Origin of the sequence: Sphingopyxis fribergensis (assembly GCF_000803645.1) — a bacterium.
In the GTDB taxonomy this organism is placed as follows: domain Bacteria; phylum Pseudomonadota; class Alphaproteobacteria; order Sphingomonadales; family Sphingomonadaceae; genus Sphingopyxis; species Sphingopyxis fribergensis.
Map to the genome: position 1 here is coordinate 205573 of NZ_CP009122.1, position 25031 is coordinate 230603.

The following is a 25031-nucleotide window of genomic DNA, read 5'->3' on the forward strand; positions in this document are numbered from 1 at the left end:
GACTGAATCACAACATACTGGTATTGCTCAACAACTTTCGGGGCGGGCTCTCAGGCCTGGAAGGCATGATCAAGGAGTCGAACCATCGTATCGAGAGCGAGTCTTGCTTGCGGTACCGGTCCGGTGTGCGTGAAGAAATGATCGACGCCCGGAACGATCACATGCTCGAACAATACCCCCGCATCCCGAAGCCGATCGGCAAATGCGTCCCCCTCATCGCGCAATGTATCGAATTCCGCCGTGATGACGAGCGTTGGCGGTAGCAGGGTCATATCGGTAGCGAGCAGCGGCGAAGCCAAAGGGGCGAGGCGCTGTGAACGGTCAGGTATGTAGCTATCGGTGAAAATCCGGGAAAGAAGCGGAGTGATCAGCGGTCTTGGCAACCGCCTGTGCTTCGTCCGAGGATCGGCAGCAAGATCAAGGATCGCATAATCCACGATCAATCCGAGTATCTGAAAAGCTTCATCCTGCGCGGCTCGCAAAGCGAGGCCTGCCGCCAACGCGCCGCCTGCGCTATGGCCACCCACTGCCAGCCTTGCCGCATCGAGATCGAGCTGATCGCCATTGAGCGAGAGCCAGCGCGCCAGGCTGAAACACTGTTCGGGCGCGGTGGGATAGCGGGCCTGCGGCGCGGTATCATAGTTGATGTTGACCACCGCACAGCAGGCCCGATTGGCAAGGTACCGACAAATATGGTCATCCTGATCGGGACAGCCCATTACATAGCCGCCGCCATGAATATTCAAGAATACGGGCAATGGACCTGAAGGCGTGGCCGGGCGATACAGCTTGAACGATATGAGACCGGCATCGGTCGTCGCCCGATGCGCGCTGACGTTGCAGGGAAGGCTGAACTCTTTGCGCACCTCGCCCGCTGGCCTGGTCAGGAGCGGCGCGATCGCTTGGATTCCAAAAGCGACGATGTCTGTCAGATAACCCATATCACTCCTTGATCTCTTGCATTTCGATGGTCCGTGACCCTCATCATGACCGGTGAGCTACATTGCCTCGCCGCGCGCCTTGCCGCTGCCATCATTAGACGAACGCAGCCAGGACTTTGTCCCGCGCGGTCGCGGCATTGGCATCTGTTTCCAGGCAGATATGGTTGATCAATAGCGATAGGAAAGGGTCAATCCATAGGTTCGTGGTTGACCGGTGAACCGGATCGCCGCATCGGGCCCTGGCTGACTGACCAGAGTGGCATAGAATTTGTCGGTGAGATTCTTCACATAGGCGGTCAGACGCCAACGGTCGTCTTTCAGCACGACGCCTGCCCGCACGTCGATCAGCGTGTAGGAATCGATCGCAAACTGGGGCAATTCTCCGAGCCCTCCATTCGTGGCAGCCTGGTAGGTTGCGCCGCCGCCGACAAACCCGTTCATGCTGTCGCTTACCGAAAACTGATAGTCGATGTCCGATGTGACCTGCCAGTCGGGCGTCAGAGGGAAGGCTTCGCCGCTCAGGTGTACCTGCTGTGCGAGAGCGTCGAAATTGACGAAATCACCAAGAATCCTGGTTCCGACATAGGTGACGCCGGTATTGATCGTCAGCCCCGAAATTGGTCGCAGCGTTGCCTGGATTTCGCCGCCGGCGACACGTGACTTGGGGACATTGATCAGGGCGCTCTGCGGCCCGATCACGGGATCTACAATCCTTCCGCGAAACTGCTTGTCGCGGTAATCATAGTAGAAGACCGCTCCATTGAGTTGCAGCTTCCTGGCAAAGAGGCCAAGCTTGAATCCGGCCTCATAGGCGGTGAGCGATTCCTGCGTGGCGGGTGTGAGCTGGAGCGCAAACGTTGCTCCAGCCGTCGGAAAGGCACCGTTTTTATAGCCCTTGCTGATGTTCGCATACAGCAGGGTGGTTGGGTTCACTTGCCAGTTCACGCCGCCCCGCCACGATATATTATCCTCGTTCAGCTGGCTGCGGACCTGTGCAGGCTCAAAATTCGCATTGAGCGTGAGGCATGCTCCGGGCGCTATCGTGATGGGGTGTCCGGCGCGCGCTGTAGCGATACGGGATACCACCGCCGAAAAATCGCCGGCACCCGAATCATAGGTGCAGCCGATGAAACGCCGATGCTGGTCGGTATATCTCACGCCGCCCTGGAGCGTCAGTGTATCGGTCAGCTTGTAGTCGAGGCTCGCAAATGCGGCATAGGTATTGATATGTTGATCGGAATGCGCACTCGCCCTTTGAAAGGGAAAGCTCGAGGTCCGTGCGAGGGGGTCCGACTGGTCGAAGACACTTTCCCAAGCGTAATTTAGGCCAACGACATAATGGAGTTGCCCGGAATCGCCTGATAGGCGCAACTCCTGCGAGAAGTCTCGCGAGCGGCCCGGGTTAATCAGCGCATAGGCCTGGATCGCCGTGCCGTCTGCATCGACAGCGCTTAAACGCTTGAGCTTTGAATAGGCCGTAATCGATGTGATCGTAACAGTGTCTGACAGATCATAGTCGGCGCGACCGGAAACCTGGGCGAACCAGGAGTTACGCTTGAATGAAAGGTCAGGGTCAAAATCGGCGGCGCGATTGTCGCGCGGGGGCAGGGGGTATGTGCGCAACACGGCGGGAGACGCGGCTCCCGTAATTGCCGCAAGCTGAGGCGCCTGGCTTTCGGAACGATCGCGCCATCCGTGAACCATGAAACTGAAGCGGAGCCGGTCACTCGGCTTCCAGTCAACGATTGCGCGGCCGGAGAAGATGTTGCCTTCGCCGTTGGTTGCATCGCGTGTGTAGCTGCGCTGCCAGTCGTCATTTCGATCAAACCGCGCGGCGATACGGGCGGTCAAGGTGTCGGTGATGGGACCGCTGACGAACCCTTTCAACTCGACCCGGTTGAATCTGCCATAGGTGAGATCTGCCCCGCTGTGAAAGCTATCTGTAGGCCGTGCCGAGATGTAGTTGATCGCGCCACCCGTTGCATTCTGCCCATAAAGCGTGCCCTGAGGGCCTTTCAATATCTCGACGCGATTGAGATCGAGGGTGGCGCCTAGCGCCATGATCGAAAGCGGTAGCGGGACTTCATCGACATAAACGCTGACGGCCGAGGCTGCGCCGATCGCCGTGTCATAGAATCCGACACCCCGCAGGGTCAGCACGGGTACGCCATAGGCGCTCTGAACAAAATTGAAACCGGGCGTGATCTTGATGAGGTCTGCGGTATCGACCACGCCGCGCTGTTGGAGCGCGTCGCCCTGGACCGCTGTAATCGAAACACCGACCTTGTTGACGTTTTCGGATCGCTTTTGCGCGGTGACGATGATGTCGCCGAGCGATGCAACGGGTTCCGGCACAGAGTCAGCTTGTGACGGGGGATTGGCCGCATCCGGAGCGTTCTCATTCGTCTGGGCAACGCAAGGCGCTGCTAAGGCCATCAGCGAAGTTGCCGATAGCGCATACGTGATCGTCTTCATATTCCTCTCCCCTTGGATCGCCCTGTTCGAGCTTGTTTGCCTGAACATACTCAAGGGTATGTAATTTACAATATGGGGACCAAATTTTGCAGATTTAGCTAACATCCTGAAAACAAGGGTAATTGGTGAGAAAATGACGCATATTTTTTGCACCTGTCCTTCGAATGGTGCGAAAACCATTCGAATACGCATGGTGGAATGAGTGCGACGATTCGCTCGATGGGGTTCGTTGGCCTGGAAAAACGCGCTTGCAAAATTAGATACGAATCCATACGGTAAGGTATGGAGAGCCTATCATGACGCACAAAGCCGCCGATTTGGTCGACTGGACGTTCGGAACCGTCGATCGCCGTATTTTCTGGGATCCTGCTATATATGAGCGTGAACTCGAGAGAGTTTTTGCGCGCTCATGGTTGTTCGTCGCGCACGAAAGTCAGGTCGAGCTGCCCGGCAGCTTCATCACCACGTATATGGGCGAGGACTCGGTGATCGTCGCCAGGGCAGGCGCGGGTACGATCAACGTGTTCCTCAATTCCTGCCCGCACCGTGGCAACCGCGTCTGCTTTGCTGATAGCGGAGAAGGTCGCCAGTTTACGTGCAACTATCATGGCTGGGCGTTCGGTCTCGATGGTGCGCTCAAGAAGATGCCCAAAATGGGCCTCTACAAATCCACCCCCGGCTTCCGGATGGAGGATTGGGGGCTGAAGCGCGCCCGTGTGGCAAGCTACAAGGGGCTCGTCTTCGCGACCTTCTGCGAGGAAGCGCCTTCACTCGACGAGTGGCTGGGCGACTTCCGCTGGTATCTCGATGCCGTGCTGGACGCGGAAGATGGTGGCACCGAATTCCTTCCCGGCGGCGCGACCCGCTCCGTGATGAAGTGCAACTGGAAGTTTCCGGCCGACAATTTCGTCGGCGATATCTACCACGCCCTGTGGACCCATCTTGGTGGCTCGGAGCCGACATTGGGCCGCCATGGCGGCGTCAAGGTCGACAATGCCGGCAGCTATCAGGTGTCCGTCAACGGCCATGGCTGGGAGTTCAACGACAGCTTCCTCGGCAATGCCGCGACGATGGGCGATCGCGAATTGCTGCGGTACATGCGCTCGCGACAGGATGCGATTACCGCTCGCTTGGGGCGGTTCCGCGCCAACATGTGGGGATCGGTCGCCTCTGCAACCATCTTCCCGAACTTCTCGTTCCTTCCCGGCTATTTCACCTTCCGCACCTTCCAACCCAAGGGGCCGACGCAGACGGAAATCCATGCCTGGACCCTCGTCCCGAAGAACATGCCCGAGGAGATCAAGGACAGATTCCGGCGCGGCTCGATGCGTACCTTCTCGCCCTCCGGCCTGCTCGAGATGGACGACGGCGAGAATTGGGAGCACTCCACCACGGCCAATGCAGGCTGGGTGACGCGAAACCAGCGGCTGTGCTACGCCATGGCGCCAATTGGTGAGGTCGAGCAGGAAGGTCTCCCCGGTTCCGTTAGCGCAGGCCAGCTTTCCGACGCCAACCAGCGGCTGTTCTACAAGCGCTGGGCGCAAATGATGGATGCCGAGACCTGGGCCGATATGCCGGTAGAGGTTCCCGTAGCGGAGCCGGAGGCAGCGGAATGACCAGTGTGCTCGACCGCAAGCCTGACTATTCGACCTATCCGACGTTGACTCAAGGCGAGGCGCGCGCCGCTGCGGCTCAACTTCTTGCCATGCGGGGGGAGGGCGCTCCCGTTGAGGATGCGCTGCTGGCAAAAATCGAGCGATTTGCCAAGCTCGAGGCGCGCCTCCTCGACGAAGAGCGATATGATGACTGGTACGCCCTTCTGGCGGACGATCTGTTTTACTGGATGCCGCTGCGGCAGAATCGCTTCCGTCGTGACGCAAGGCCGGAATTGGATCCCGGCAATATGGCACTGTTCGATGAATCGAAGGCGGACATCGCGGTACGCATCGGGCGAATCCATTCTAATCTGGTGTGGACGGAAGATCCCCCAACTCGCCATGTTTATCTCATCACGAATGTCGAGGCGTTCGAGACGGACGTCTCGGGTGAGTATGAAGTTCATTCTGCCTTCGTCCAGTACCGCAATCGGTCGGAACATGACGAAGCCACTTTGTTCGGACGTCGTCGTGATTTGCTGCGCGTCAGTCCCAATGGTGGTTTCGAGATTGTGCGGCGGATGATCTTGTTGCCCCAGTCGGTGTTGCTGACCAAAAATCTCTCTGTCTTCTTCTGATGGCGCGCCTTGCAGGATATCGCGCGGTCGTGACCGGCGCCGGTTCCGGTATCGGGCGTGCCGTCGTGCGCCGCTACCTGGCCGAGGGCGCGCATGTCGTTGCGGTCGTTCGCCGCGATTCTGATGTTGCCGCGCTCGAAAGCGAGGGCGCGGTCGTCGTCGTTGGCGACGTTGCCCACTTCACCACCGCGGAGCGTGCAGTCGCCGCGGTGGTGGAGCGCTGGGGGGGGCTTGACGTCTATGTCGCCAACGCTGGCCTGTGGGACTTCCACAAGCGTCTGGAAAAGCAGGAACCGGCGGAAATCGACAGGGGGTTCGAGGAGATCTTCGGCGTCAACGTCAAGGGGGCTCTCCACGGCGCGCGCGCCAGCCTGGCGGCCTTGCGCATGAGCCGGGGCAGCATCATCGCGACCGGATCGAACGCCTGCTTTCTCGCTGGCGGGGGCGGGGTGCTCTACACGGCCTCGAAGTTCGCTTTGCGCGGTCTTGTCATGCAGCTCGCCAAGGAGTTTGCGCCGGAGGTTCGTGTGAACGGGGTTGCTCCCGGCGCGACGGACACCGGCATCTCCGGCCCCGCTGCACTGGGACAGGGGGAGCGGGCGATGAATGCGGATGCTGACCGCATGGCCGAAATGCAACGCCATATGCTGCTTGGGCGCGTATCGACCCCGGAGGATCATGCATCGCTTTATGTCCTGCTCGCAAGCCGCGAGGAGAGCGCGTACGTCACCGGGGCGATGCTTCTGTCGGACGGCGGGCTCACTATTTCCGTTTGAGGTCCGAAATGCCGACACTTACAGTCATTAATCGTGCGGGAAACGCGCAACAACTTGAGGCGGGATCAGGGCTCTCTGTCATGGAGGTCATCCGTGACGCCGGATATGATGAGCTGCTTGCGCTTTGCGGCGGATGCTGCAGTTGCGCGACCTGCCACGTCTACGTCGAAGGCGATGTCGATCCGGGCGTGCCCGGCAACGATGAAAATGACCTTCTCGATAGTTCCGATCACCGTACCGAACGATCTCGCCTGGCGTGCCAAATAAGGTTCGCTGACGATCTTGCGGGACTGACGATACGGATCGCGCCGGAAGACTGAAAAAAAGTTGGAGGGGAGTTTATGATAGCGAGTGATTTGAAAGTTGCAGCGGTCGATGTGCAAGCAGAGCGCCGTAGCGATGGCTCTATCCTGCTCAGCAACGGAATCGCCCTGCCGCCCGTGAACGGCACGATCCCGCAGAGGCTTGCGCATTGGGCAAATATTCAGCCCCAAGCCTTGTTTCTGACCCAGGGTGACCGGGAACTTACTTACGCCCAGGCCGAGGCCGAGCGCCGTCGGATTGCCGCGCGATTGCTAGCGATGCCGCTTTCGCTGGAACGCCCGCTGATGCTCCTTGGGCAGAACAGTATCGAACATGCGCTGGTCGTTTTGGCAGCCACCAGCGTCGGCATTCCTGTGGCAATCGTTTCGCCGACCTACGCCGCGCCTGAAGCGCGTCCCTGGGCAAAGCTGCTGCGCGTCATTGGCGAGATCGATCCTGGTCTTGTCATCGCGGACCACACCGATCTTGCCGTGTCCATGCTTGCGGAAAGCGGGCGTCCCGGGCTTGAAGTGCGCTCGCTCAAGGATCTTGGCTGGATCGATGCCGTGCAGCCCATAAGCGATACAATAGTCGATGCCATGGAGGCCGACGTCGGTCTCGACACGGTGGCAAAGCTTTTGTTCACGTCCGGATCGACGGGTCATCCCAAGGCGGTTGCAAACACTCAGCGCATGATGGTGTCGAACATGCTGGGGTTGTCGGCGATCTGGCCATTCCTCAATGACCGTCCGCCCGTTTCCGTCGATTGGCTGCCCTGGAACCATACATTTGGCGGCAATTGCTGCTTCAATACGACCCTCTGGTTCGGCGGCCATTCGCATATCGACGACGGTCGACCGACGCTCAAATCGATCGCGAAAACGGTAGACGCCTTGCGTCGTTGGAGACCGACACTTTTCTACAACGTGCCGGTTGGTTTCGAGGCCCTCCTGCCGTTTCTGGAAAGTGATCCCGTCTTCGCCCGTCATTTCTTCGGCGATCTGGACTTCATCTTCAATGGCGGTGCACCCCTGCCTACAGCCCTGAGGAAGAGGGTGGAAGCCGCCGCCCTTGGCAGCGTCGGGCGGGTGCCAATGATCGTCGCTGGCTGGGGTTCCACTGAAACAGCCCCCTTCTCGAGCATCCTGTATTTCGATCAGCCCTATGCCAATAATCTGGGCGCGCCGATGCCCGGCACGACGATCAAGATGATGCCGAATGAAGATCGCTACGAGCTGCGCGTGCGTGGACCCAATGTCATGCCGGGCTATTGGCGGGATCCCACGACCACGGCCAATGCGTTTGACGAAGAGGGGTTCTACAAGATCGGCGACGCGGCCAAGTTTGCGGACCCCAATGACCCATCGGCTGGAATATTGTTCGATGGTCGCGTCGCGGAGAATTTCAAGCTTACCTCTGGAACCTGGGTCAATGTCGGGGCTCTGCGGCTAGCCATCGTCAACGCCGGGGAGAAACTTATCTCCGATGTGGTCATTACAGGCCATGGTCGCGGCGAGGTCGGAATTCTGTTGTTTCCGAACCAGGAAGCCTGTCGTGCGCTGCTGGGCGAGGATATGAGCGCGATGTTCGGTACGGAAGCGGTTGCCGAACACCCCCTCATACGAGAACGGCTAAGTGCGATTCTTCGCAGGCACAATGATCGGCAGATGGGGTCGAGCACCCGAATCGCGCGTTTCATGGTGCTTGCTGAACCGCCAAGTGCCCATCATGACGAAATTACCGAGAAGGGGAATGTCAATCAGCGCCGTATCCTCGAGCGACGAGCGGACCTTGTCGAACGTCTTTATGAAGATGCGTACGCGCTATGATATCCTGCGGGTCGCCTTCCAGGCATGATATCCTCATCGTCGGCGGGGGCCATGCGGGCGCGCAGGCCGCTGTGACGCTGCGACAGCGCGGATTTTCCGGTACGATCGGCCTCCTTAACGGCGAGCCTGAACTGCCCTACGAGCGACCACCTCTGTCGAAGGAATATCTTTCAGGCGAGAAATCGTTCGATCGCATTCTCATCCGTCCTGCCACATTCTGGGCCGAAAAGCAGATCGATGTGATGCCCGGGCATGTGGTGACCGCGGTGGATGCAGCCGCGCACTGTGTGATGCTGGCTGACGGCAGGGTGCATGGCTATGGCACGTTGATTTGGGCGGCCGGCGGTAATCCGCGCCGTCTCAGTTGTCCAGGGAATGCGCTCGGCGGCGTCCATTCGGTGCGGACCCGCGCCGATGTAGACAAGATGTTGCTCGAGCTGGGTGACGATCCTCAAATAGTGGTCATTGGTGGCGGATTTATAGGCCTGGAAGCAGCAGCCGTGCTGATCAAGCGGGGGCTGGCGGTGACCTTGCTCGAAGCCCTTCCGCGCGTTCTTGCGCGTGTGGCCGGCGAGGATATTTCCCGCTTCTATGAGGCGGTCCATCGAGGTCATGGCGTTGACCTGCGCATGGGCGTGGCGGTCGCCTGCCTGGAAGGGCGGACCCGCGTGACCGGTGTGCGGCTGTCTGACGGAACGCGCATTCCAGCCGATATGGTGATTGCAGGCATTGGTATCCTTCCGGCGGTCGAAGCCCTTTTGGCGGCCGGCGCGGAAGGCGGAAATGGGGTGGCAGTTGATGCCTATTGCCGGACGAGCCTGCCGGACATCTATGCCATCGGCGATTGCGCCCTGCATGCTAACCCCTATGCCGATGGCGCTTTGATCCGGCTGGAATCGGTTCAGAACGCGCATGATCAGGCGATGGTTGCGGTTTGTTCGATCATGGGCGATCCGATTCCATACGATGCCGTACCCTGGTTCTGGTCCAATCAGTACGACCTTAAATTGCAAACCGTGGGCCTTTCGATCGGATATGACGATGTCATCATCCGGGGTGATCCGGCCAGCCGAAGCTTTTCGGCGATCTATCTCAAGAACGGTCGGGTCATCGCACTCGACTGCGTCAATGCCATGCGCGACTATGTGCAGGGCAAGGCCCTGGTGACTGCCCGCATCTGTCCCGACCCCGTGCGGCTGGCTTGTACCGATGTCCCGCTCAAGACGCTTGTTCAACAGACGGCCTGATGCCGATCAGAAGTGCCTCGCATCTGTCCATCGTTTCGCGCGCTTCGGTTGCGACGAGAGTCGCTGCGACCCGCATATAGGAATAAGCGAGAATGGCGCGTGCTTCCGCTTCCGGAGCATCGGCGCCGCACTGCATCATCAGCCCGGAAATATAGCGAAGGCGCAGCTGATCAATCTCTTCAAGTGCCGCCTGCGCGCGCGGCTCGCGCCGCCCCCAGAGACGTACCGCGAGCTCGACGTCGGCTGCCCGCGCCGAGCGTTGCCCCATGATGGGCAAGCGCAAAAGTCGTCGCAGCCTCGCTTCGGGCGAGGCCTCACCGCGGTCCAGGCGCTCGATCAGCGCCAGCGTTGCGCTCTTGCGCCATTGTTCGAGCATCGCCTGGTGCAAGGCATCGCGATCCTTGAAATGCCAGTAGAAGCTGCCTTTCGTCACTTCCAGCCGCTTGGCCAGGAGTTCGATCCGAACGCCGTCGATGCCGTTCGATGCCAGAAGTTCCAATGCGGCGTCCGTCCAGGCCGCAGCGTCCAGTCGTATCGCTTCCGTGCTGCGCGTTTTTGTTGTGGTCTTCATGAGAGCACTTCTTGCCGAGAGACGTCATTTGTCAATCGAACTATGAAATGCCGCCGCAAACAGGTATCAACCATACGCTACCGTATTGACATTCGCGCGTAACCCGTTCACCACGGTTCGCAGCAATGAGAGGATTGTGATGTCTGAAATCGCCGAAATTGGACGCGGAAAATCGGTTGCCGCGCTTGGCCTCGAAACGAATGTCCACGACATGGGTGAGGGGCGGCCGGTGGTGCTTCTTCATGGCTCCGGGCCGGGCGTTTCGGCATGGACCAATTGGAAGCGGGTCATGCCCGTGCTGGCGTCCGACTTTCGTGTGGTCGCTCCCGATATGGCCGGTTTTGGTTACACCGAGCGCAATCCCGATCTCTCCTACGACATCAAGCTTTGGGTGAAGCATCTCGTCGCGATCCTCGATGTGCTCGAGATCGAGAAGGCCAGCCTTGTAGGGAATAGCTTCGGTGGCTCCCTCGCGCTTGCGGCCGCCGCGCGTCATCCCGCCCGGTTCGACCGACTCGTGCTGATGGGCACACCTTGCGACAAGTTTACGATGACGCCCGGCTTGCGCGCTGGCTGGGATTATACGCCCAGCCGCGAGGCAATGCGCGCGGCGATGACGCATTTTCCCTATGATCCCTCGTTCATCACCGACGAACTGGTCGAGGATCGCTTTCAGGCAAGCCTCATTCCCGGCGCTCAGGAGGGATTGCGCAAGCTCCTCGTCAAGCCGAACGATGAGGGGGACACCCCCCTTTCGGGTATGCCCGAGGGCGTGGTTTCGGGCATCGAGCATCAAACGCTCGTTCTGCATGGCCGGGAGGACAAGGTCATTCCCGTCGAGATGGGGCTGCGCCTGGGACGTGCGATGCCGAACGCGGAATTCCATATGTTCGGTCGCTGTGGACACTGGGTCCAGGCCGAGCGCTTCGACGCCTTCGTAGCACTCTCGCGTCGTCACCTGGGGGCGGGTGCATGAGCAGCGAAGTCGAGGCGCTCGGTTATATCGGGCTCGAGGTTTCGGATCTGGCGGCCTGGCGCGTCTTTGCGAAGGAGGAGCTTGGGCTTCAATGGGTGCCGCGCGATGATGGCACCATCGATCTGCGGACCGATCAATATGCCACGCGAATTCGCCTTCATGTCGGGCCGCGGGATGATCTGGCCTATGCCGGATGGGAAGTGAAGGATGGCGCGGCCTTGGCAGCGCTTGCTGCGCGACTGGAGGGGGTCGGCGTTACGGTCGATCGTGCAGACGCCGCGGTTGCGGCGGACCGGCGCGTACATTCGCTGATTCGTTTCACGGATCCTGAGGGCAATGCCCATGAGGCCTTTTTCGGCCCCTTGCAGAAGACCAATGATCCATTCGTCAGCCCGACCGGAACGCGCTTTAAGACAGGGCGACAGGGCCTGGGGCATCTTGTGCTCGCATGCCGCCAAAAAGCCACGATGATGGAATTTTTTACAGAAACCCTGGGGTTCCGTTTGTCCGATCATATCAACACCGAAGTCGTGCCCGGGCGCCCGATCGAGATCAGTTTCCTGCGCTGCAACGGTCGCCATCACTCGCTCGCCCTCGCGCCTGTCCCCATCCCCAAAAAGATCGTGCATCTCATGGTCGAGGTGACGACGATCGACGATGTGGGGCGCGCGCTCGATCGTTGCATGAAAGGCGGCAGGCATTTGACCTTTACGCTGGGGCGCCATTCGAACGATGAGATGCTGAGCTTTTATCCGCTGACCCCGTCCGGGTTCGACGTCGAATATGGCTGGGGCGGTCTCGAGGTGGACGACGAGAGTTGGCATGTCCTGACGCATGACACCAACTCGGCCTGGGGCCACATCTATCAGCGCCCCCCGAAACCCGCCAAGCTGGAGTCCGTCGCGTGAGCAATTATGAGGATGTGGCGGCGCGGCTGCGCGCCGCTTATGCGGGACCTGCCCTGGACCCGCTCCGGGATGTGCTCGATCCAACCGATGCGGACGGCGCTTACGCCGTTCAGGCGATCAACACGGGCTTCTGGGCGAACCAGGGGCGCCGCATCGTCGGCCGCAAGGTCGGGCTGACCGCCAAGGCAGTGCAAGCGCAACTGGGTGTCGATCAGCCGGATTTCGGCGTGCTGTTCGATGACATGGCAATCGACAATGATGGCCTGCTTTCGCCCGAACAGGTCCTGCAGCCAAAGGCCGAAGCCGAAGTCGCCATCGTGCTCGCCACGGATTTCGACCATCCCGATGCGACGGCCGCTGACGTGGCGGCCGCAACCGCCCATGCGATTGCGGCCATCGAGATCGTCGACAGCCGCATAGCCGACTGGAAGATCAGCTTTGCCGATACGGTCGCCGACAATGGGTCTTCCGCCTTTTTCGTGCTGGGCGAGACCAGGAAGCCGCTCGATGGGCTCGACCTTTACACCTGCGGGATGGCGCTCGAAGTGAACGGGCAGCTTGCTTCGCTCGGCGCGGGAGCAGCCTGCCTTGGCCATCCGCTTGAGGCGGCCGCGTGGCTCGCCCGCACATTGGCGGCGGCCGGTGATCCGCTTCGTGCCGGCGACATTGTCTTGACCGGGGCACTTGGCCCCATGGTGGCTCTCAAGCCCGGCGACCGGGTGGAAGCGAAAATCGGCGGCCTTGGCAGGGTTGCATTCAGGTATGGGAATTAACGATGGCCAAGGTGAAGGCAGCAATCATTGGATCGGGCAATATCGGTACCGACCTGATGATCAAGATCATGCGCAATTCCGACGTCCTTGAAATGGGCGCGTTCGTCGGAATCGACCCGGAGTCCGACGGTCTCAAGCGAGCCGCTCGGATGGGCGTCGCAACGACAGCGGAAGGAATCGACGGCCTGGTCGCGCTTCCAGTGTGGCCTGAAATTGGCGTCGTTTTTGACGCAACTTCGGCGGGAGCCCATAAGCGCCATAGCGACATCGTCACCGGTGCCGGCAAGGTCATGATCGACCTGACCCCGGCGGCCATTGGTCCTTATGTCATACCGGTGGTCAATGGTGACGCCCATCTCGATGCTTCGAACGTCAATATGGTCACTTGTGGGGGGCAAGCGACGATTCCGATCGTTGCTGCGGTATCATCGGTCGCCACGGTTCATTATGGCGAGATCGTCGCATCGATTTCGTCGAAGAGCGCGGGCCCCGGGACGCGTGCCAATATCGACGAGTTCACCGAGACCACCAGTCGCGGTATCGAGGAAGTCGGCGGTGCTGCCAAGGGCAAAGCGATCATCATCCTCAATCCCGCCGAGCCACCACTGCTCATGCGCGATACCGTTTTCACTCTGTCCTCCGGCGCGGACGAGACGGAAATCGAAGCTGCGATCCTCGCAATGGTTGCGAAGGTCCAATCCTATGTGCCGGGTTATCGCCTCAAACAGAAAGTGCAATTCGAGCGCTTCGGGTCCAACAATCCCGTCAAGATTCCCGGTCTCGGTAGTTTCGAGGGGATCAAGACGAGCGTCTATCTAGAGGTGGAAGGCGCTGCACACTACCTGCCTGCCTATGCGGGCAATCTTGATATCATGACGTCGGCGGGCCTCAAGACAGCCGAGAAGATCGCAACCCGACGCTTGCAAAAGGAGGCCGCATGATGGGCTTCGATCCGTGCACCACAAAGCTCTACATTCAGGACGTCACGCTGCGCGACGGCATGCACGCCATTCGCCATCAATATGGCATCGACCATGTCCAGAAGATCGCCAAGGCCCTTGACGAGGCGAAAGTCGACGCGATCGAGGTCGCCCATGGCGACGGTCTCAATGGTTCGTCTTTCAACTATGGTTTTGGCGCGCATACTGACTGGGAATGGCTCGAGGCAGTTGCCGATGTGCTCGAGCATAGCGTCCTCACCACTTTGCTGATCCCTGGGATCGGGACCATCGAGGAGCTGAAGCACGCCTACAAGCTCGGGGTGCGTTCAGTGCGCGTCGCGACGCACTGCACCGAGGCCGACATTTCCAGGCAGCATATCGAGGCAGCCCGCAATCTCGGCATGGACGTTTCGGGCTTCCTCATGATGAGCCATATGAGCGAGCCGGACGCGCTGGCCCGGCAGGCCAAGCTGATGGAAGATTATGGCGCCCACTGCGTCTATGTGACCGACAGCGGCGGCGCGATGGACATGGACGATTATCGCGCGCGGTGCGAAGCGTATGACAGGGTGCTCAAGCCCGAAACTCAGCGTGGCATTCATGCGCATCACAATCTCAGCCTTGGTGTCGCGAATTCGATTGTCGGCGTTCAGTCGGGCGCGATCAGGATTGATGCGAGCCTGGCCGGCATGGGCGCAGGCGCGGGCAATGCGCCGCTCGAGGTGTTCATCGCCGCGGCGGAGCGCAAGGGGTGGCTGCACGGCTGTGATCTCTACAAGCTGATGGATGCGGCAGAAGAACTGGTCCGCCCTCTGCAGGACCGGCCTGTCCGCGTGGATCGTGAGACATTGTCCCTTGGCTATGCCGGCGTCTATTCCTCCTTCCTGCGTCATGCGGAGAAGGCGAGCGCAGACTATGGTGTCGATACGCGCGCCATCCTCGTCGAGCTTGGTCGTCGACGGATGGTCGGTGGCCAGGAGGATATGATCGTCGACGTGGCGCTGGATATGGTTCAGGCCGATGGCTGACCGCTCTCTCGTCGATACGCTCTATGGCGAACTTCGCCTTCCTGTGTTCGCTGCGCCGATGTTCCTCATCTCCGGCCCCGATCTTGTCATCGCGGCAGGCAAAGCAGGCATCATAGGCGCCTTTCCGGCGCCCAATGCACGGACGATCGAGGATCTCGCCGCCTGGCTCCCGCGTATCACGTCGGAGCTCAAGGCAGCCGGTCGCGAGGGGATGTGGGCCATCAATATGATCGTGCATCCGACCTACGAGCGGTTCGATGCCGAACTGGACCTGATCTGCGAATATAAGCCGCGCATAGTCGTCACCGCCCTGGGTAGCCCTGGACGCCCCCTGGAACGGGTTCATGCCTATGGTGGGGCGGTGTTCTCGGACGTCATTACGCCTGATCAGGCGCGCAAGGCGGTGGATGCGGGGGCCGACGGATTGATCTTGGTGGCGAGCGGTGCCGGCGGCCATACCGGCCACTATAGCCCGTTTGCCTTCGTAGAGGAGGTGCGCAGCTTCTGGGATGGTCCTCTGATTCTGGGCGGTGCGATCGGCGGGGCTCGCGCAATTCGCGCTGCGCTCACCATCGGGGCCGATTTTGCCTATATGGGTACGCGCTTCATCGCGACGCGCGAGAGTCTCGTTTCGGACGACAATCGTGAGATGCTGGTGCGCGCCACCATGCGTGATATTGTTACGACCACAGCGGTAACGGGCATCCCATCGAACTGGATGCGCGAGAGCCTCGATGCTGCCGGCTTCACCCCGGATATGCTGGAAATTAAAAAGAAGATCGACTTCTCCAATCTTCATGGTGATTCCAAAGCCTGGAAGAACATCTGGGGAGCGGGGCATTCGGTCGGTCGCACGCGCGCAGTTCAGAGTGTTGCCGAATTGGTCGACGAACTCGTGGAAGAATATCGTCTGACCAGCTCCGACCTCACGCGGATCACCGATTGGCCGCACGACATCGAGGCGGCCCGAGCGGATTTGGTTGCGGGGTGACGAGCGGGGCCATTTGGCATGGGGGGCATGTCGATCTTGCCGGGCTCAATCGTCTCGGTGAAGGGTCCTTAAATTCCCATGTTGGAATCGAATTCGTCGAGGCGGGGCCAGACTGGCTCACAGCCCGCATGCCGGTTGATCGACGCACGGTGCAGCCTTTGGGGCGCCTGCATGGAGGCGCATCCGTGGTGTTGGCTGAAACAACAGCCTCTGTGGCCGGCCTGCTGACGCTGGATCCCGCGCGTGAAACCGCGGTGGGCATGGAGATAAACGCCAATCACATGCGGCCGGTTGCCGATGGCTGGGTGACGGCGACGGCGAGGCCAGAGGCTCGTCAGCGGATAACCCAGGTCTGGACGGTTCGCATCACTGACGATGCCGGCCGTCTGGTCTGCATATCCCGCGTGACGCTTGCAGTTATTCCGCTTGAGCGCGGAGCGCCTGCGAACAAAGGGTGATATCGAGGACTGGCGAAGTCGGCCGATTTCTCACGCCTTCCGCTTCGCTGCGAATGCTCATGCAAATGAAACCGCAGTGTCCCGGACAGCGCTTGGCGTCGTCCCGAATTCCGCGCGAAAGGCCCGGCTGAGCGCTGCCCCATCATTGAGACCTGCGCGCAACGCGATCTCGCCGAGGCTGAGATCGCGTTGACTGTCGTCCATCAGACATCGACGGGCAGATTCCAGGCGCACCAGGCGGATGAGCTTGGCGGGACTTTCTCCTTCCGCTGCCAAGGCGGCATATAGTGCACGGCGAGACATTCCCATATCGCGGGCAAGATCGTTTGGAGTGTAGCGATCGGCGAGATGTGCCTCGATATGATGTCGCGCCCGCCGGGCATAACGTCTTTCGGCAATCGTCCCCAATCTGTTCGACAGGGGTCCACGGATCAGATCGAAAGCCGCTTGAAGGAGATGCGGACCACAGCTCTCCTGGTCGTCATCGTCGAAAAGGCAGCTCACAACCGCGCCGGCGGCTTTCATCGCGCTGTTGCCGGTTATTAAGCGTATGTCACGGCCGGAAGGAAGCGAGGCGAGTATCGTATGGCGCTCAGGTATCACGAGCATGACAGCCCGATAGCCCGTCAGAACATCCAGGGAATAAGCTTCGCCCAGCGGTACATGGAGTGCGTCACCCGCCGAAAGGCATACCTGCTGCTGGTCGTTCGTAAAAACCGAACTCCCCTCCATCTGCCAGACGATCTTGCAGCGGGCCTGCAGCCGGGTAGAGCGCTTCCGGCTTGCACGACCGAGCAGAGCCGGGCTCTCGATACGAATGGCATCCATTCCGGCGACGCGGCGCTGAACGACGTTCCCTGCGAGATCGACATCATCGGCGATGTCGATCTCGAGGTTGGGAAAAATTCTGTCGCATTCACGCAGAAAGAGGTCGGATGCCACTGGATTCACCTTTTCCATACGGTAGCGTATCTTGAAGGCGGCGGCAAGATTTGCGTCGAACAGCTCTGCGTTCGACGCTGATCTTTGTCTCATGAGAACCGGTTTGCTAAAAATTCACCTGCAGCCCCGCGTTCACGACGAGCGGGTCGAGCGCGACACGGGCAGTGCCAGGGACCAAACCGCCCGGTGTTGGCAGATTGTAACGCGAATTTGTAGACACCCATGCCTTAGACACTGAACCGAATAGGCTGAAACGCTGATTGAATGGCACCTCGACGCCAGCGACGAGGGCGGGTCCGAAGGTATTGGATGTTTTGAAGTTTTGCAGCGCACGATCGTCCGTATCGAAAATGATCGTCCAGTTTACTCCGGCGCCGACATACGGTCTGATCGGACCATTGGGATTGAGGTGGTAGCGCACCGTGTAGACCCCAGGGCCGTATGTCACCGTTCCCAGGTCGCCGGCCGAACTCAACGTGCCCGCGCCCCTGAGCGTGGTCTTGGGGGGCAAGCCGATGGTCGCCGCAACGGATATGTTCGGCAATATGAAATAGCCCACCTCCAGCGAGGGTGGCGTGTTGTCCTCGACCGTCGCGTTGCCTCCCGCGACAGGCGCGCCGCCCAGCTTGATCTTTGCATTTTCGTTAAAGAAGAAATGGGCGACGCTGACACGGACATAGGCACGCCCCTTGGCACCATGGGGATCAGCATTTTGCGCGCCGGCTGCAGTGGAGCCCAAGCTGAGGACAAGTGCAGACGCGATCATTGATAGTCTTTTCAATATTCCTCTCCTTCTATGATTTTTCTTGTTGTCAGTGCCCCTTGAGCAGTGCCTCCTCCAGAAACTGACGGGTCTGCTCACCATAAGGCGCGCGCATCAGCATCACGGCTTCGGTGGCTTTGCTTTGTCGATAGATGGAACGTGCGTGGCTGAAGGTTCGGAAACCGACATTGCCGTGATAAGCGCCCATACCGGAGGGGCCGACCCCGCCAAATGGCAAACCTTCGACAAACACATGGGCCATAACGTCGTTGATCGTCACACCACCCGAGGCGGTGCCATCGACGACTTCACGCGCGGTCGCGTCGTCCTCGCCGAAATAATAGAGCGCGAGGGGGGAGGGGCCGGAGCGGATCTTCGCGATGACCGCGTCGAGTGAATCATAGCCTATCACCGGCAAGACCGGGCCGAAGATCTCCTCCTGCATCACCATCATGTCATCGTTCACGCCGACCAATATCGTTGGCGTCATCCGGCGATCATTGGCCTCGGGTGCCGTTGCGAGCACTTCGACCACCTCGGCTCCCTTCTGTCGGGCATCTTCCACGATGTGTTGAAGGCGGGCAAAGTGCCGTTCGCTGATAATCGCGGTATAATCGTCCGAGAGCGTGCCATCAGGGTACATTGTCCGCGTGGCAGCTACGCATGCATCAACAAACGCCCGCTCCGTACCGCGCGGGACATAGACATGGTCCGGTGCGAGACAGATCTGCCCTGCATTGTAGGTCTTGACTGTCATCACACGCGCAGCCGCCTCGGCCATGTCGAACTGGTCCGTCAGGATCACTGGGGATTTTCCGCCAAGTTCCAGCGTCACAGGCGTGAGATTGGCCGCCGCCGCGCGCATGACGTGCCGGCCGACCGTGGTTGACCCGGTGAAAATCAGGTGATCCCATTTGGCGCCGGAGAATGTCTCTCCCTCCTCCGGACCGCCTTCAATCACGGCGACTTCCTCCGGGGCGAAGTAGCGGGCGATCAGATCGCCCATCAGCGCGGACGATTTCGGCGTGAATTCCGAGGGCTTTACGACAGCGCGGTTGCCCGCGGCAAGAATGCCGGCGAGGGGCGAGAAAACCAGATTATATGGAAAGTTCCAGGGGCCGATAATGCCGACCACACCGAGCGGATGATATTCAACCCGGGCTTCGGCATCGTGAGCGAGACTCTCGTAGAACTCCGGTTGCATCCATCGTTCGACTTGAGCACTTGCGAGCCGTAGCGAGCCAACAGCGGCAAAGACGTCAGCGATGATCGTCTGGATCGTGCTTCTGTGGCCGAAATCCTCTGACAGGGCGGCGGCAACCGCATCCCTGTTTTCCACAAGGAGCGCTATGGCGCGGCTCAGGCGATCGATCCTGATGGCGGCGGAGGGAAATCCATCGGCGATATAGGAGTGTCGCTGGCGGTTGATGATGGTTTCGAGCCGGCTCTTGAAGTCCATGTTCGGGGCCTTTTCGGTCATGCCGGTGGTTCTCGGCAGATATGGAGAGATCACAGCGCGCCGATGCGGAGCACGGGTTTCAGCGTCTTGCCGCTTTCGCTATCGGCAACGGCTTCATTGATCTGGTTGAACTCATAAAAGCGGATCAGCTTGTCGAAGGGGAATTTCCCTTGCTTCCACAGCGCGATCATGTGCGGGATGAAGGTCTTGGGCGTGGCCTCACCCTCAAGCGCGCCGCCGATCGACTTGCCGAAGAGCATGTCCATGGCCGAAAGAGTGAATTCGGCACCAGGTTTTGGCACCCCAACCAGCATCGCGCGCCCCCGCATCTTGAGGACATCGACGCTCTGACGGATCACCGCAGGCACAGCGGTCGTATCCAGCGTATAGTCGACGCCCCCCGCCGATAGTTCGCGGATGGTCTCCACCGTATCAGCTCCGGCTTTCACCACATGGTTCGCCCCGACCTGCCTCGCGAGATCAAGCCGATTGTCATGCAGGTCGACAGCGATGATCGTCGTGCAGCCCACCGCGGACGCTGCCATGATAGCGGCAAGCCCGACCGCTCCGGCGCCGAAGACCGCGATCGAGCTGCCCACCTCCGGCCGGAGCACGTTGATGACTGTCCCCGCGCCCGTCTGGATACCGCAACCCAGAGGGCCGAGCAGCGCGAGATCGACGTCCTTGACCACCTTAACCGCATTGCGTTCACTGGCGAGGGCATATGTTGCAAAGGACGATTGGCCGAAGAAGCTTCCGCTGATCGCTTCTCCGTGACAGGTGATGGTTGGGCTGCCATCGAGCCGACGGCCACTGAAATTCAGGGGCATGACATTGTCACAATAGACGGTGTGTCCAGTCACGCAGTTGGAGCATTTGCCGCAATGGGTCATGGTGAGAACGACATGATCGCCAACCGCCAGCGTCGTCACATCCGGCCCGATCTGTTCAATCACGCCAGCGCCCTCATGGCCCAGCACGGCTGGGAGAGGTGTGGGGAGATCCTGGGCGCGCACGCTCATGTCCGTATGGCAAACACCCGTCGCCACAATCCGGATGAGCACTTCGTCGCCCCGAGGGGCGTCTAGTTCAGCAGAGGCCATTTCCCATGCGCCGCCATGGCATGGCGTCAATGCTGCAACGATATCGGTCACTCGATCTTCTCCCATTTGATCTATTTTTGTCTAATATCGGCTCGATGACGCTATCCAGCGAAGTCCGATCACGGCATGCGGCGGCGCTTGTCGCGGAGCCTGAATTACGTCACCAATGTCCAATTGCTGATCGGGCCAGGATCCTCGATGTACCGACCCTGTCGTGAAACACGCGATTGCGGATAGATTGCGCGCCCGATCCCGACAGGCCATGCTGTCGTCAGCAACAGAAATATTGGTTGAGCTGGCATTGCCAGCATCCTCTCAAACTGCTTCATGTCGTTGACCTGAACATCACGGTGACGGCGCGCTCGGTCCCCTGTCCATCAGCTTAAGAGCGCCCCTCAGCTTAGCGCTTCTATTGATGGCGCGTTTGCGCCTGCGTGCAGACAATTGCGCATGCGTGCTCTTCTTTCCGGGTGGAAGACCGAAATGATCCTGCCGTTTCCGGATGCGAGGAAGGAGCGACACGAGTTGGGGATTGTCCCGAAGCAAAAGGGTCGAAGATCAGATTGTAATGCAACTGACCTCCGCCGTGCTGATTGGGCCACGAAGAGGAATGGCTCGATCCTGTCACGGGAAAGAGTCTGGGCCTCAATATTCGCACGATGAAGGTGGTTCGACGATCGACAGGCTGAATTGGCCTGCCGGAGACGAGATGCAAAATACCCGATGCCTCTCGGGACTGGACAACCGATGTCGTCGATCGGTATGATATTTTATGTGCGGTCGAAACCTCTGCGGTGTCACTCCGTCAGATTCCATTGCGTCTGCACAGGTGCCGGCCCTCTGGGGTGGAGGCGGCAAGCGCACGGTGCCGATAACGATCCGTTTGCGCAAGGCCCACTCCGGCACGAAAGCTTGCCGAACAGGTTGCTGCTTTCCCCGAGAGATATCATCGAGACGCCGACGGGTCGGACAAGCCTACCCCAGGAAGGGCTGCGGCTCGTGCTGCGTTAACTGCTATGTCGCTGCCCACACCGCCTAGCTGGGCAGGCCCTTCAGAAAAAGATCGACGACCATGTCGGCAAGCTGGTCTCCATTGATTTCTCCCGCAGGGTCAAACCAGGTATGAGTCCAATTGATCATGCCAAAATACAGCATGGTCAAAGCTCGTCGCTTTCCCTTGTTCTTGCCCAGTGTGGTGGCGCGATCGACAATAATACCGTCAACAATATCGAGAAGCCTTCTCTCGGCCTCTATGATGGCCGATCTCCGCTCGACGGGTAGCTTGTCGAGATCATTGATGAGAACCTTGTGCCGATAGGATGCGTTGGCGTAGAGCTTCATGAAGCCATGGGTCAGGGCCTTTAAACGATCGGCGGAATCCGGCAGGTCAGAAACCTCATCGGCGGAGGCGCGCAGCGCTTCGACATGCCCGATCATGATCTCGAACAGTATATCCTCCTTGGAGGAAAAATAATGATACAATAACGACTTCGAGATACCTGATGCTTTAGCAAGATCTGCGATAGAGCTTCCCAGAAATCCAGTTTCACCGTACAGCCGCGCGGCTATTTCGACGATCGCTTCGCGCCGGTCGTCATAGTCTGCCGCCTGTGTCCTCGCCACGCATATATCTCCAAAGCCAGATTCTTCATCGGCTATGCCAGAGGGCGCGCGCGAGGCCAAGCAGATGCTCAGGCGTCGAAGTCCACCGAGACGTCATCGGTCAACGGCATGGCCTGACAGGTAAGGATGTAGCCCTGAGCGATTTCGTCAGCCGAGAGGCCGTAGTTCGCTTCCATATGCACATCTCCGGTCACAAGCTTGGCCCGGCATGTCGCGCAGACACCTGCTTTACAGGCATAGGGGGCGGACATGCCGGCCGCGCGGGCATTTTCCAGGATGCTGCCGCGCGCGCTGTCGAAGCTGATCGAGCGCCTGCGTCCATCAAGCGTGACGCTGACCTTGCGACCCTGTGACTGGCGCTCCAACGCTGCCCGCTGCTCCGCGTTGCCAGCGGGCCTGTCGGCCGTAAAACGCTCGGCCAAAATAGAGGATGAGGGCACATCCTTGGCGAGGAGCGCGGCCTGGGCTGCATCCATCATAGCGCCAGGTCCGCACAGAAATGCTGCCTCGATCGTCGAGGGATCAACCAACCGCTCGAAAATATCACCTAGTTTCTCAGCTTCAAGACGACCGTTGAAGAGTTCGATATCCTCTTCCTCGCCGCTCAGGAAATGATGGACCTGAAGTCGCCCCATATTGCGGTTCTTGAGGGCAGAAAGCGTCTCGAGAAACATCACTGAGCCGCTGTGCCGATTGCCATAAAGCAAGGTGAAACGGCTCTCAGGCTCTTGCGCCAGCATCGTCTTGATGAGTGACAGGATCGGCGTGATGCCCGAGCCCGCCGCAATACCAAGATAATGTGCGCGGCGCGCAGGCGTGAATTTCCAGGTAAAGCTGCCATGGGGAGACATTGCCTCCAGGCGGTCACCCTGCTTGAGTTCGCTGTTCGCCCAGGATGAGAACTGCCCGCCGGGAACCTGCTTGATCGCGACCCATAGCGCGCCTTCGTCTGGCGATGCACAAATCGAATAATTTCGCCGTACATCGTCGTTTTCGAACAAGCGTCGAAGGGTCAGGTGTTGTCCAGGACTGAAAGCGAACGCATCGCCGCAGTCTTCCGGCAAAGCGAGGCGAACCGCGACGGCGTCGTCGGTCTCGCGCCGAACCTCGGCGACGGTCAGTTCGTGAAATGCGACGGACAAGGGTCTCTCCTTAATGACATTTGAAGCGGTCGAACGGCTCCAGGCAGTCTTCGCACTGCCAGAGCGCCTTGCATGGCGTCGATCCGAAACGGCTGACTTCATGGGTCGCGGCGGATCCGCATCGGGGACACGCTGCTGCCTCCCTATTGCGCAGCGAGGACATCGAAGCGCCGCGTGGCGGCGGCGCAATGCCATAAGCCTTGAGTTTTTCACGGCCCGCGTCGCTGATCCAATCGGTCGTCCATGGCGGCGAGAGTACCGTCCGGATGCCGACTTCACCGAATCCGGCGTGATCCAGAGCGTGCCGCACGGCCTGCTCGATCACAAGAGTGGCGGGACAGCCGCTATAGGTCGGGGTGAGCAGGACAGTTGGGGGTGAGCGTTCTATAGCCCTGACGATTCCCAACTCGACCACAGAGATTGCGGGGATCTCAGGGTCGGGCACATCGCACAGGACATCGCGCACCCGGTCCTCGAAGCTGGGCGAAGAGATGTCACCAGCGTGCATCGGGAAAACTGCGTGGGATATGCTGCATCACTGCAAGCAGGTGACCGAGATGTTCGCTGTGCTTGCCCTGGCGGCCGCCGGTGACAGGCCGGTGCTGTGCAGGCAGGTCCAGCCTCGCTTCAGCAAGTGATTGCGCGACGATGAGGTCGAAAGGCTCGCGAAGTTTGGCGCGGTCGATGCCGATGCGAGTCTCGATCATCGCTTCGTCCACCGCATCATTGACGAACAGTTCGTCGATGAACCGCCAATTCCATTCCAGGCCATCGATCATGCGCCGACGGCTTTCCTCGGTGCCATCGCCCAAGCGGATTACCCACTCGCGCGCGAGGCCTGCATGATATTCGGTTTCCTTGACGGCTTTCGCGGCGATTGCTGCAAGTTCGGAATCCGACGATGCGGTCAGCGCCCCGTAGAGCAGGTTCTGGAACGTCGAGAAAAAAAATTGCCGCGCCATTGTGCGGGCGAAATCGCCATTGGGTTGCTCGACCAGCAGGCAATTGAGAAAGTCGAGTTCGTCCCGGTGAAAGGCGAGGGCGTCAGCATCCCGGCCGCCATTTTCGATCTCAGCGGCATGCGCCAGCAGCAGCGTCCCCTGGCCAATCAGGTCGAGCCCAAGATTGGCAAGCGACAAATCGACTTCGACCGAGGGCGCGTGTCCGCACCATTCGGACAGGCGCTGACCCAGGATCAGAGCGTCGTCGCCCAATCCGATCAGATAGGCCACATGCGCCTCGCGGACGATCACAGCATTGTCCATCACATATGCCTCACGGCGTCGGGCAGGTCATAGAAGGTCGGATGCCGATAGACCTTGTCCTCGGCCGGCGCGAAAAGAGGGCCGGCTTGTCCAGGGTCGGACGCAACGATGTCGGCCGAGCGTACTGTCCAGATGCTCACCCCCTCCATGCGGCGGGTATAGGTGTCCCGAGCATGGCGAAGCGCCAGTTCGGCGTCGGGCGCGTGGACAGAGCCGACATGCTTGTGGGACAGTCCGCCGCGCGCGCGGACGAAAACCTCCCAGAGAGGCCAATCATTACTCAT

General features: G+C 59.8%; 25 protein-coding genes. 13 read left to right on the forward strand and 12 right to left on the reverse strand.

Annotated features, from left to right (window positions below; translation table 11 throughout):
* Positions 1-50: 50 nt before the first annotated feature.
* Entirely contained in the window at positions 51-941 is an 891-nt protein-coding gene (locus tag SKP52_RS00875; protein WP_039570643.1) for an alpha/beta hydrolase, read from the reverse strand.
* 168 nt (positions 942-1109) lie between these two features.
* Positions 1110-3416: a TonB-dependent receptor gene (locus SKP52_RS00880; RefSeq protein WP_039570646.1), complete on the reverse strand. Its 2307-nt coding sequence runs from the start codon at positions 3414-3416 to the stop codon at positions 1110-1112.
* A 296-nt stretch (positions 3417-3712) separates the two neighbouring features.
* Between SKP52_RS00880 and SKP52_RS00885 the strand changes: the two genes are divergently transcribed.
* The 6 genes from SKP52_RS00885 to SKP52_RS00910 all read left to right on the forward strand — a co-directional run bounded on the left by SKP52_RS00885 (position 3713) and on the right by SKP52_RS00910 (position 9804).
* Entirely contained in the window at positions 3713-5032 is a 1320-nt protein-coding gene (locus tag SKP52_RS00885) for an aromatic ring-hydroxylating oxygenase subunit alpha (protein WP_039570649.1), read from the forward strand.
* Positions 5029-5649 carry a 3-phenylpropionate/cinnamic acid dioxygenase subunit beta gene (locus SKP52_RS00890; protein WP_052207687.1) on the forward strand — a complete coding sequence of 207 codons (621 nt, stop codon included), beginning with the start codon at positions 5029-5031 and terminating at the stop codon, positions 5647-5649. Before SKP52_RS00885 ends, SKP52_RS00890 begins: the two co-directional genes overlap by 4 nt.
* Positions 5650-5678: 29 nt before the next feature.
* Positions 5679-6425: an SDR family NAD(P)-dependent oxidoreductase gene (locus SKP52_RS00895; protein WP_231726380.1), complete on the forward strand. Its 747-nt coding sequence runs from the start codon at positions 5679-5681 to the stop codon at positions 6423-6425.
* Positions 6426-6433: 8 nt separating this feature from the next.
* A complete protein-coding gene (locus SKP52_RS25080; RefSeq protein WP_081997139.1) occupies positions 6434-6745 on the forward strand; it encodes a 2Fe-2S iron-sulfur cluster-binding protein in 312 nt (103 codons plus the stop codon).
* A gap of 120 nt (positions 6746-6865) precedes the next feature.
* Complete coding sequence (locus tag SKP52_RS00905) at positions 6866-8557, forward strand: AMP-binding protein (RefSeq protein ID WP_228383907.1); 1692 nt, start codon at positions 6866-6868, stop codon at positions 8555-8557.
* The gene (locus SKP52_RS00910) at positions 8554-9804 is read left to right on the forward strand and encodes an NAD(P)/FAD-dependent oxidoreductase (protein WP_039570661.1); all 1251 of its coding nucleotides are present in this window, start codon (positions 8554-8556) and stop codon (positions 9802-9804) included. The genes SKP52_RS00905 and SKP52_RS00910 overlap by 4 nt, the downstream gene beginning before the upstream one ends.
* Here SKP52_RS00910 and SKP52_RS00915 read toward each other — a convergent pair.
* Complete coding sequence (locus SKP52_RS00915) at positions 9776-10375, reverse strand: TetR/AcrR family transcriptional regulator (protein WP_052207688.1); 600 nt, start codon at positions 10373-10375, stop codon at positions 9776-9778. The two genes, SKP52_RS00910 and SKP52_RS00915, sit on opposite strands and share 29 nt — an antisense overlap.
* A gap of 211 nt (positions 10376-10586) precedes the next feature.
* Between SKP52_RS00915 and SKP52_RS00920 the strand changes: the two genes are divergently transcribed.
* From SKP52_RS00920 to SKP52_RS00950, 7 genes are read left to right on the forward strand one after another with little or no spacing between them, the layout of a single operon-like run.
* Positions 10587-11351 (forward strand): alpha/beta fold hydrolase, encoded by a 765-nt coding sequence (locus tag SKP52_RS00920; protein ID WP_228383769.1) that lies wholly within the window; start codon positions 10587-10589, stop codon positions 11349-11351.
* Positions 11348-12259, forward strand: coding sequence for a VOC family protein (locus SKP52_RS00925; protein WP_039570667.1), 912 nt, complete (start codon positions 11348-11350; stop codon positions 12257-12259). The genes SKP52_RS00920 and SKP52_RS00925 overlap by 4 nt, the downstream gene beginning before the upstream one ends.
* Entirely contained in the window at positions 12256-13032 is a 777-nt protein-coding gene (locus tag SKP52_RS00930) for a 2-keto-4-pentenoate hydratase (RefSeq protein WP_039570670.1), read from the forward strand. The genes SKP52_RS00925 and SKP52_RS00930 overlap by 4 nt, the downstream gene beginning before the upstream one ends.
* A gap of 2 nt (positions 13033-13034) precedes the next feature.
* Positions 13035-13973, forward strand: coding sequence for an acetaldehyde dehydrogenase (acetylating) (locus SKP52_RS00935; RefSeq protein WP_039570673.1), 939 nt, complete (start codon positions 13035-13037; stop codon positions 13971-13973).
* The gene (gene dmpG, locus SKP52_RS00940; RefSeq protein ID WP_039570676.1) at positions 13973-15001 is read left to right on the forward strand and encodes a 4-hydroxy-2-oxovalerate aldolase; all 1029 of its coding nucleotides are present in this window, start codon (positions 13973-13975) and stop codon (positions 14999-15001) included. Before SKP52_RS00935 ends, dmpG begins: the two co-directional genes overlap by 1 nt.
* Positions 14994-15992 (forward strand): NAD(P)H-dependent flavin oxidoreductase, encoded by a 999-nt coding sequence (locus SKP52_RS00945; protein ID WP_052207689.1) that lies wholly within the window; start codon positions 14994-14996, stop codon positions 15990-15992. The genes dmpG and SKP52_RS00945 overlap by 8 nt, the downstream gene beginning before the upstream one ends.
* On the forward strand, positions 15989-16450 hold the full coding sequence (locus tag SKP52_RS00950) for a hotdog fold thioesterase (RefSeq protein ID WP_081997140.1): 462 nt from the start codon (positions 15989-15991) through the stop codon (positions 16448-16450). Before SKP52_RS00945 ends, SKP52_RS00950 begins: the two co-directional genes overlap by 4 nt.
* Before the next feature lie 57 nt (positions 16451-16507).
* Here SKP52_RS00950 and SKP52_RS24380 read toward each other — a convergent pair whose 3' ends face one another.
* From SKP52_RS24380 to paaB, 9 genes are all read right to left on the reverse strand, one after another.
* Positions 16508-17410: an AraC family transcriptional regulator gene (locus SKP52_RS24380; RefSeq protein WP_228383770.1), complete on the reverse strand. Its 903-nt coding sequence runs from the start codon at positions 17408-17410 to the stop codon at positions 16508-16510.
* Positions 17411-17498: 88 nt separating this feature from the next.
* Positions 17499-18158: an OmpW/AlkL family protein gene (locus tag SKP52_RS00960; protein WP_052207691.1), complete on the reverse strand. Its 660-nt coding sequence runs from the start codon at positions 18156-18158 to the stop codon at positions 17499-17501.
* A 46-nt stretch (positions 18159-18204) separates the two neighbouring features.
* The gene (locus SKP52_RS00965; protein WP_039570680.1) at positions 18205-19635 is read right to left on the reverse strand and encodes a coniferyl aldehyde dehydrogenase; all 1431 of its coding nucleotides are present in this window, start codon (positions 19633-19635) and stop codon (positions 18205-18207) included.
* A 29-nt stretch (positions 19636-19664) separates the two neighbouring features.
* Positions 19665-20768, reverse strand: a complete 1104-nt coding sequence (locus tag SKP52_RS00970; RefSeq protein ID WP_228383771.1) for an NAD(P)-dependent alcohol dehydrogenase — start codon at positions 20766-20768, stop codon at positions 19665-19667.
* 984 nt (positions 20769-21752) lie between these two features.
* Positions 21753-22340 (reverse strand): TetR/AcrR family transcriptional regulator, encoded by a 588-nt coding sequence (locus SKP52_RS00975; protein WP_039570686.1) that lies wholly within the window; start codon positions 22338-22340, stop codon positions 21753-21755.
* A 68-nt stretch (positions 22341-22408) separates the two neighbouring features.
* Complete coding sequence (paaE, locus tag SKP52_RS00980; protein WP_039570690.1) at positions 22409-23482, reverse strand: 1,2-phenylacetyl-CoA epoxidase subunit PaaE; 1074 nt, start codon at positions 23480-23482, stop codon at positions 22409-22411.
* A gap of 10 nt (positions 23483-23492) precedes the next feature.
* Positions 23493-23990 (reverse strand): 1,2-phenylacetyl-CoA epoxidase subunit PaaD, encoded by a 498-nt coding sequence (gene paaD, locus SKP52_RS00985; protein ID WP_039570693.1) that lies wholly within the window; start codon positions 23988-23990, stop codon positions 23493-23495.
* A complete protein-coding gene (gene paaC / locus SKP52_RS00990; RefSeq protein WP_052207692.1) occupies positions 23977-24747 on the reverse strand; it encodes a 1,2-phenylacetyl-CoA epoxidase subunit PaaC in 771 nt (256 codons plus the stop codon). Before paaC ends, paaD begins: the two co-directional genes overlap by 14 nt.
* Positions 24747-25031, reverse strand: coding sequence for a 1,2-phenylacetyl-CoA epoxidase subunit PaaB (gene paaB / locus SKP52_RS00995; RefSeq protein ID WP_039570695.1), 285 nt, complete (start codon positions 25029-25031; stop codon positions 24747-24749). The genes paaC and paaB overlap by 1 nt, the downstream gene beginning before the upstream one ends.

What these genes read in the sequence shown, in the direction of transcription:
- SKP52_RS00875 (WP_039570643.1), bottom strand. Translation starts at nt 941, where the DNA reads ATGGGTTATCTGACAGACATCGTCGCTTTTGGAATCCAAGCGATCGCG.
- SKP52_RS00880 (WP_039570646.1), bottom strand. Translation starts at nt 3,416, where the DNA reads ATGAAGACGATCACGTATGCGCTATCGGCAACTTCGCTGATGGCCTTA.
- SKP52_RS00885 (WP_039570649.1), top strand. Translation starts at nt 3,713, where the DNA reads ATGACGCACAAAGCCGCCGATTTGGTCGACTGGACGTTCGGAACCGTC.
- SKP52_RS00890 (WP_052207687.1), top strand. Translation starts at nt 5,029, where the DNA reads ATGACCAGTGTGCTCGACCGCAAGCCTGACTATTCGACCTATCCGACG.
- SKP52_RS25080 (WP_081997139.1), top strand. Translation starts at nt 6,434, where the DNA reads ATGCCGACACTTACAGTCATTAATCGTGCGGGAAACGCGCAACAACTT.
- SKP52_RS00910 (WP_039570661.1), top strand. Translation starts at nt 8,554, where the DNA reads ATGATATCCTGCGGGTCGCCTTCCAGGCATGATATCCTCATCGTCGGC.
- SKP52_RS00915 (WP_052207688.1), bottom strand. Translation starts at nt 10,375, where the DNA reads ATGAAGACCACAACAAAAACGCGCAGCACGGAAGCGATACGACTGGAC.
- SKP52_RS00920 (WP_228383769.1), top strand. Translation starts at nt 10,587, where the DNA reads ATGGGTGAGGGGCGGCCGGTGGTGCTTCTTCATGGCTCCGGGCCGGGC.
- SKP52_RS00925 (WP_039570667.1), top strand. Translation starts at nt 11,348, where the DNA reads ATGAGCAGCGAAGTCGAGGCGCTCGGTTATATCGGGCTCGAGGTTTCG.
- SKP52_RS00935 (WP_039570673.1), top strand. Translation starts at nt 13,035, where the DNA reads ATGGCCAAGGTGAAGGCAGCAATCATTGGATCGGGCAATATCGGTACC.
- dmpG (WP_039570676.1), top strand. Translation starts at nt 13,973, where the DNA reads ATGGGCTTCGATCCGTGCACCACAAAGCTCTACATTCAGGACGTCACG.
- SKP52_RS00945 (WP_052207689.1), top strand. Translation starts at nt 14,994, where the DNA reads ATGGCTGACCGCTCTCTCGTCGATACGCTCTATGGCGAACTTCGCCTT.
- SKP52_RS24380 (WP_228383770.1), bottom strand. Translation starts at nt 17,410, where the DNA reads ATGGAAAAGGTGAATCCAGTGGCATCCGACCTCTTTCTGCGTGAATGC.
- SKP52_RS00960 (WP_052207691.1), bottom strand. Translation starts at nt 18,158, where the DNA reads ATGATCGCGTCTGCACTTGTCCTCAGCTTGGGCTCCACTGCAGCCGGC.
- SKP52_RS00965 (WP_039570680.1), bottom strand. Translation starts at nt 19,635, where the DNA reads ATGACCGAAAAGGCCCCGAACATGGACTTCAAGAGCCGGCTCGAAACC.
- paaD (WP_039570693.1), bottom strand. Translation starts at nt 23,990, where the DNA reads ATGCACGCTGGTGACATCTCTTCGCCCAGCTTCGAGGACCGGGTGCGC.
- paaC (WP_052207692.1), bottom strand. Translation starts at nt 24,747, where the DNA reads ATGGACAATGCTGTGATCGTCCGCGAGGCGCATGTGGCCTATCTGATC.
- paaB (WP_039570695.1), bottom strand. Translation starts at nt 25,031, where the DNA reads ATGAGTAATGATTGGCCTCTCTGGGAGGTTTTCGTCCGCGCGCGCGGC.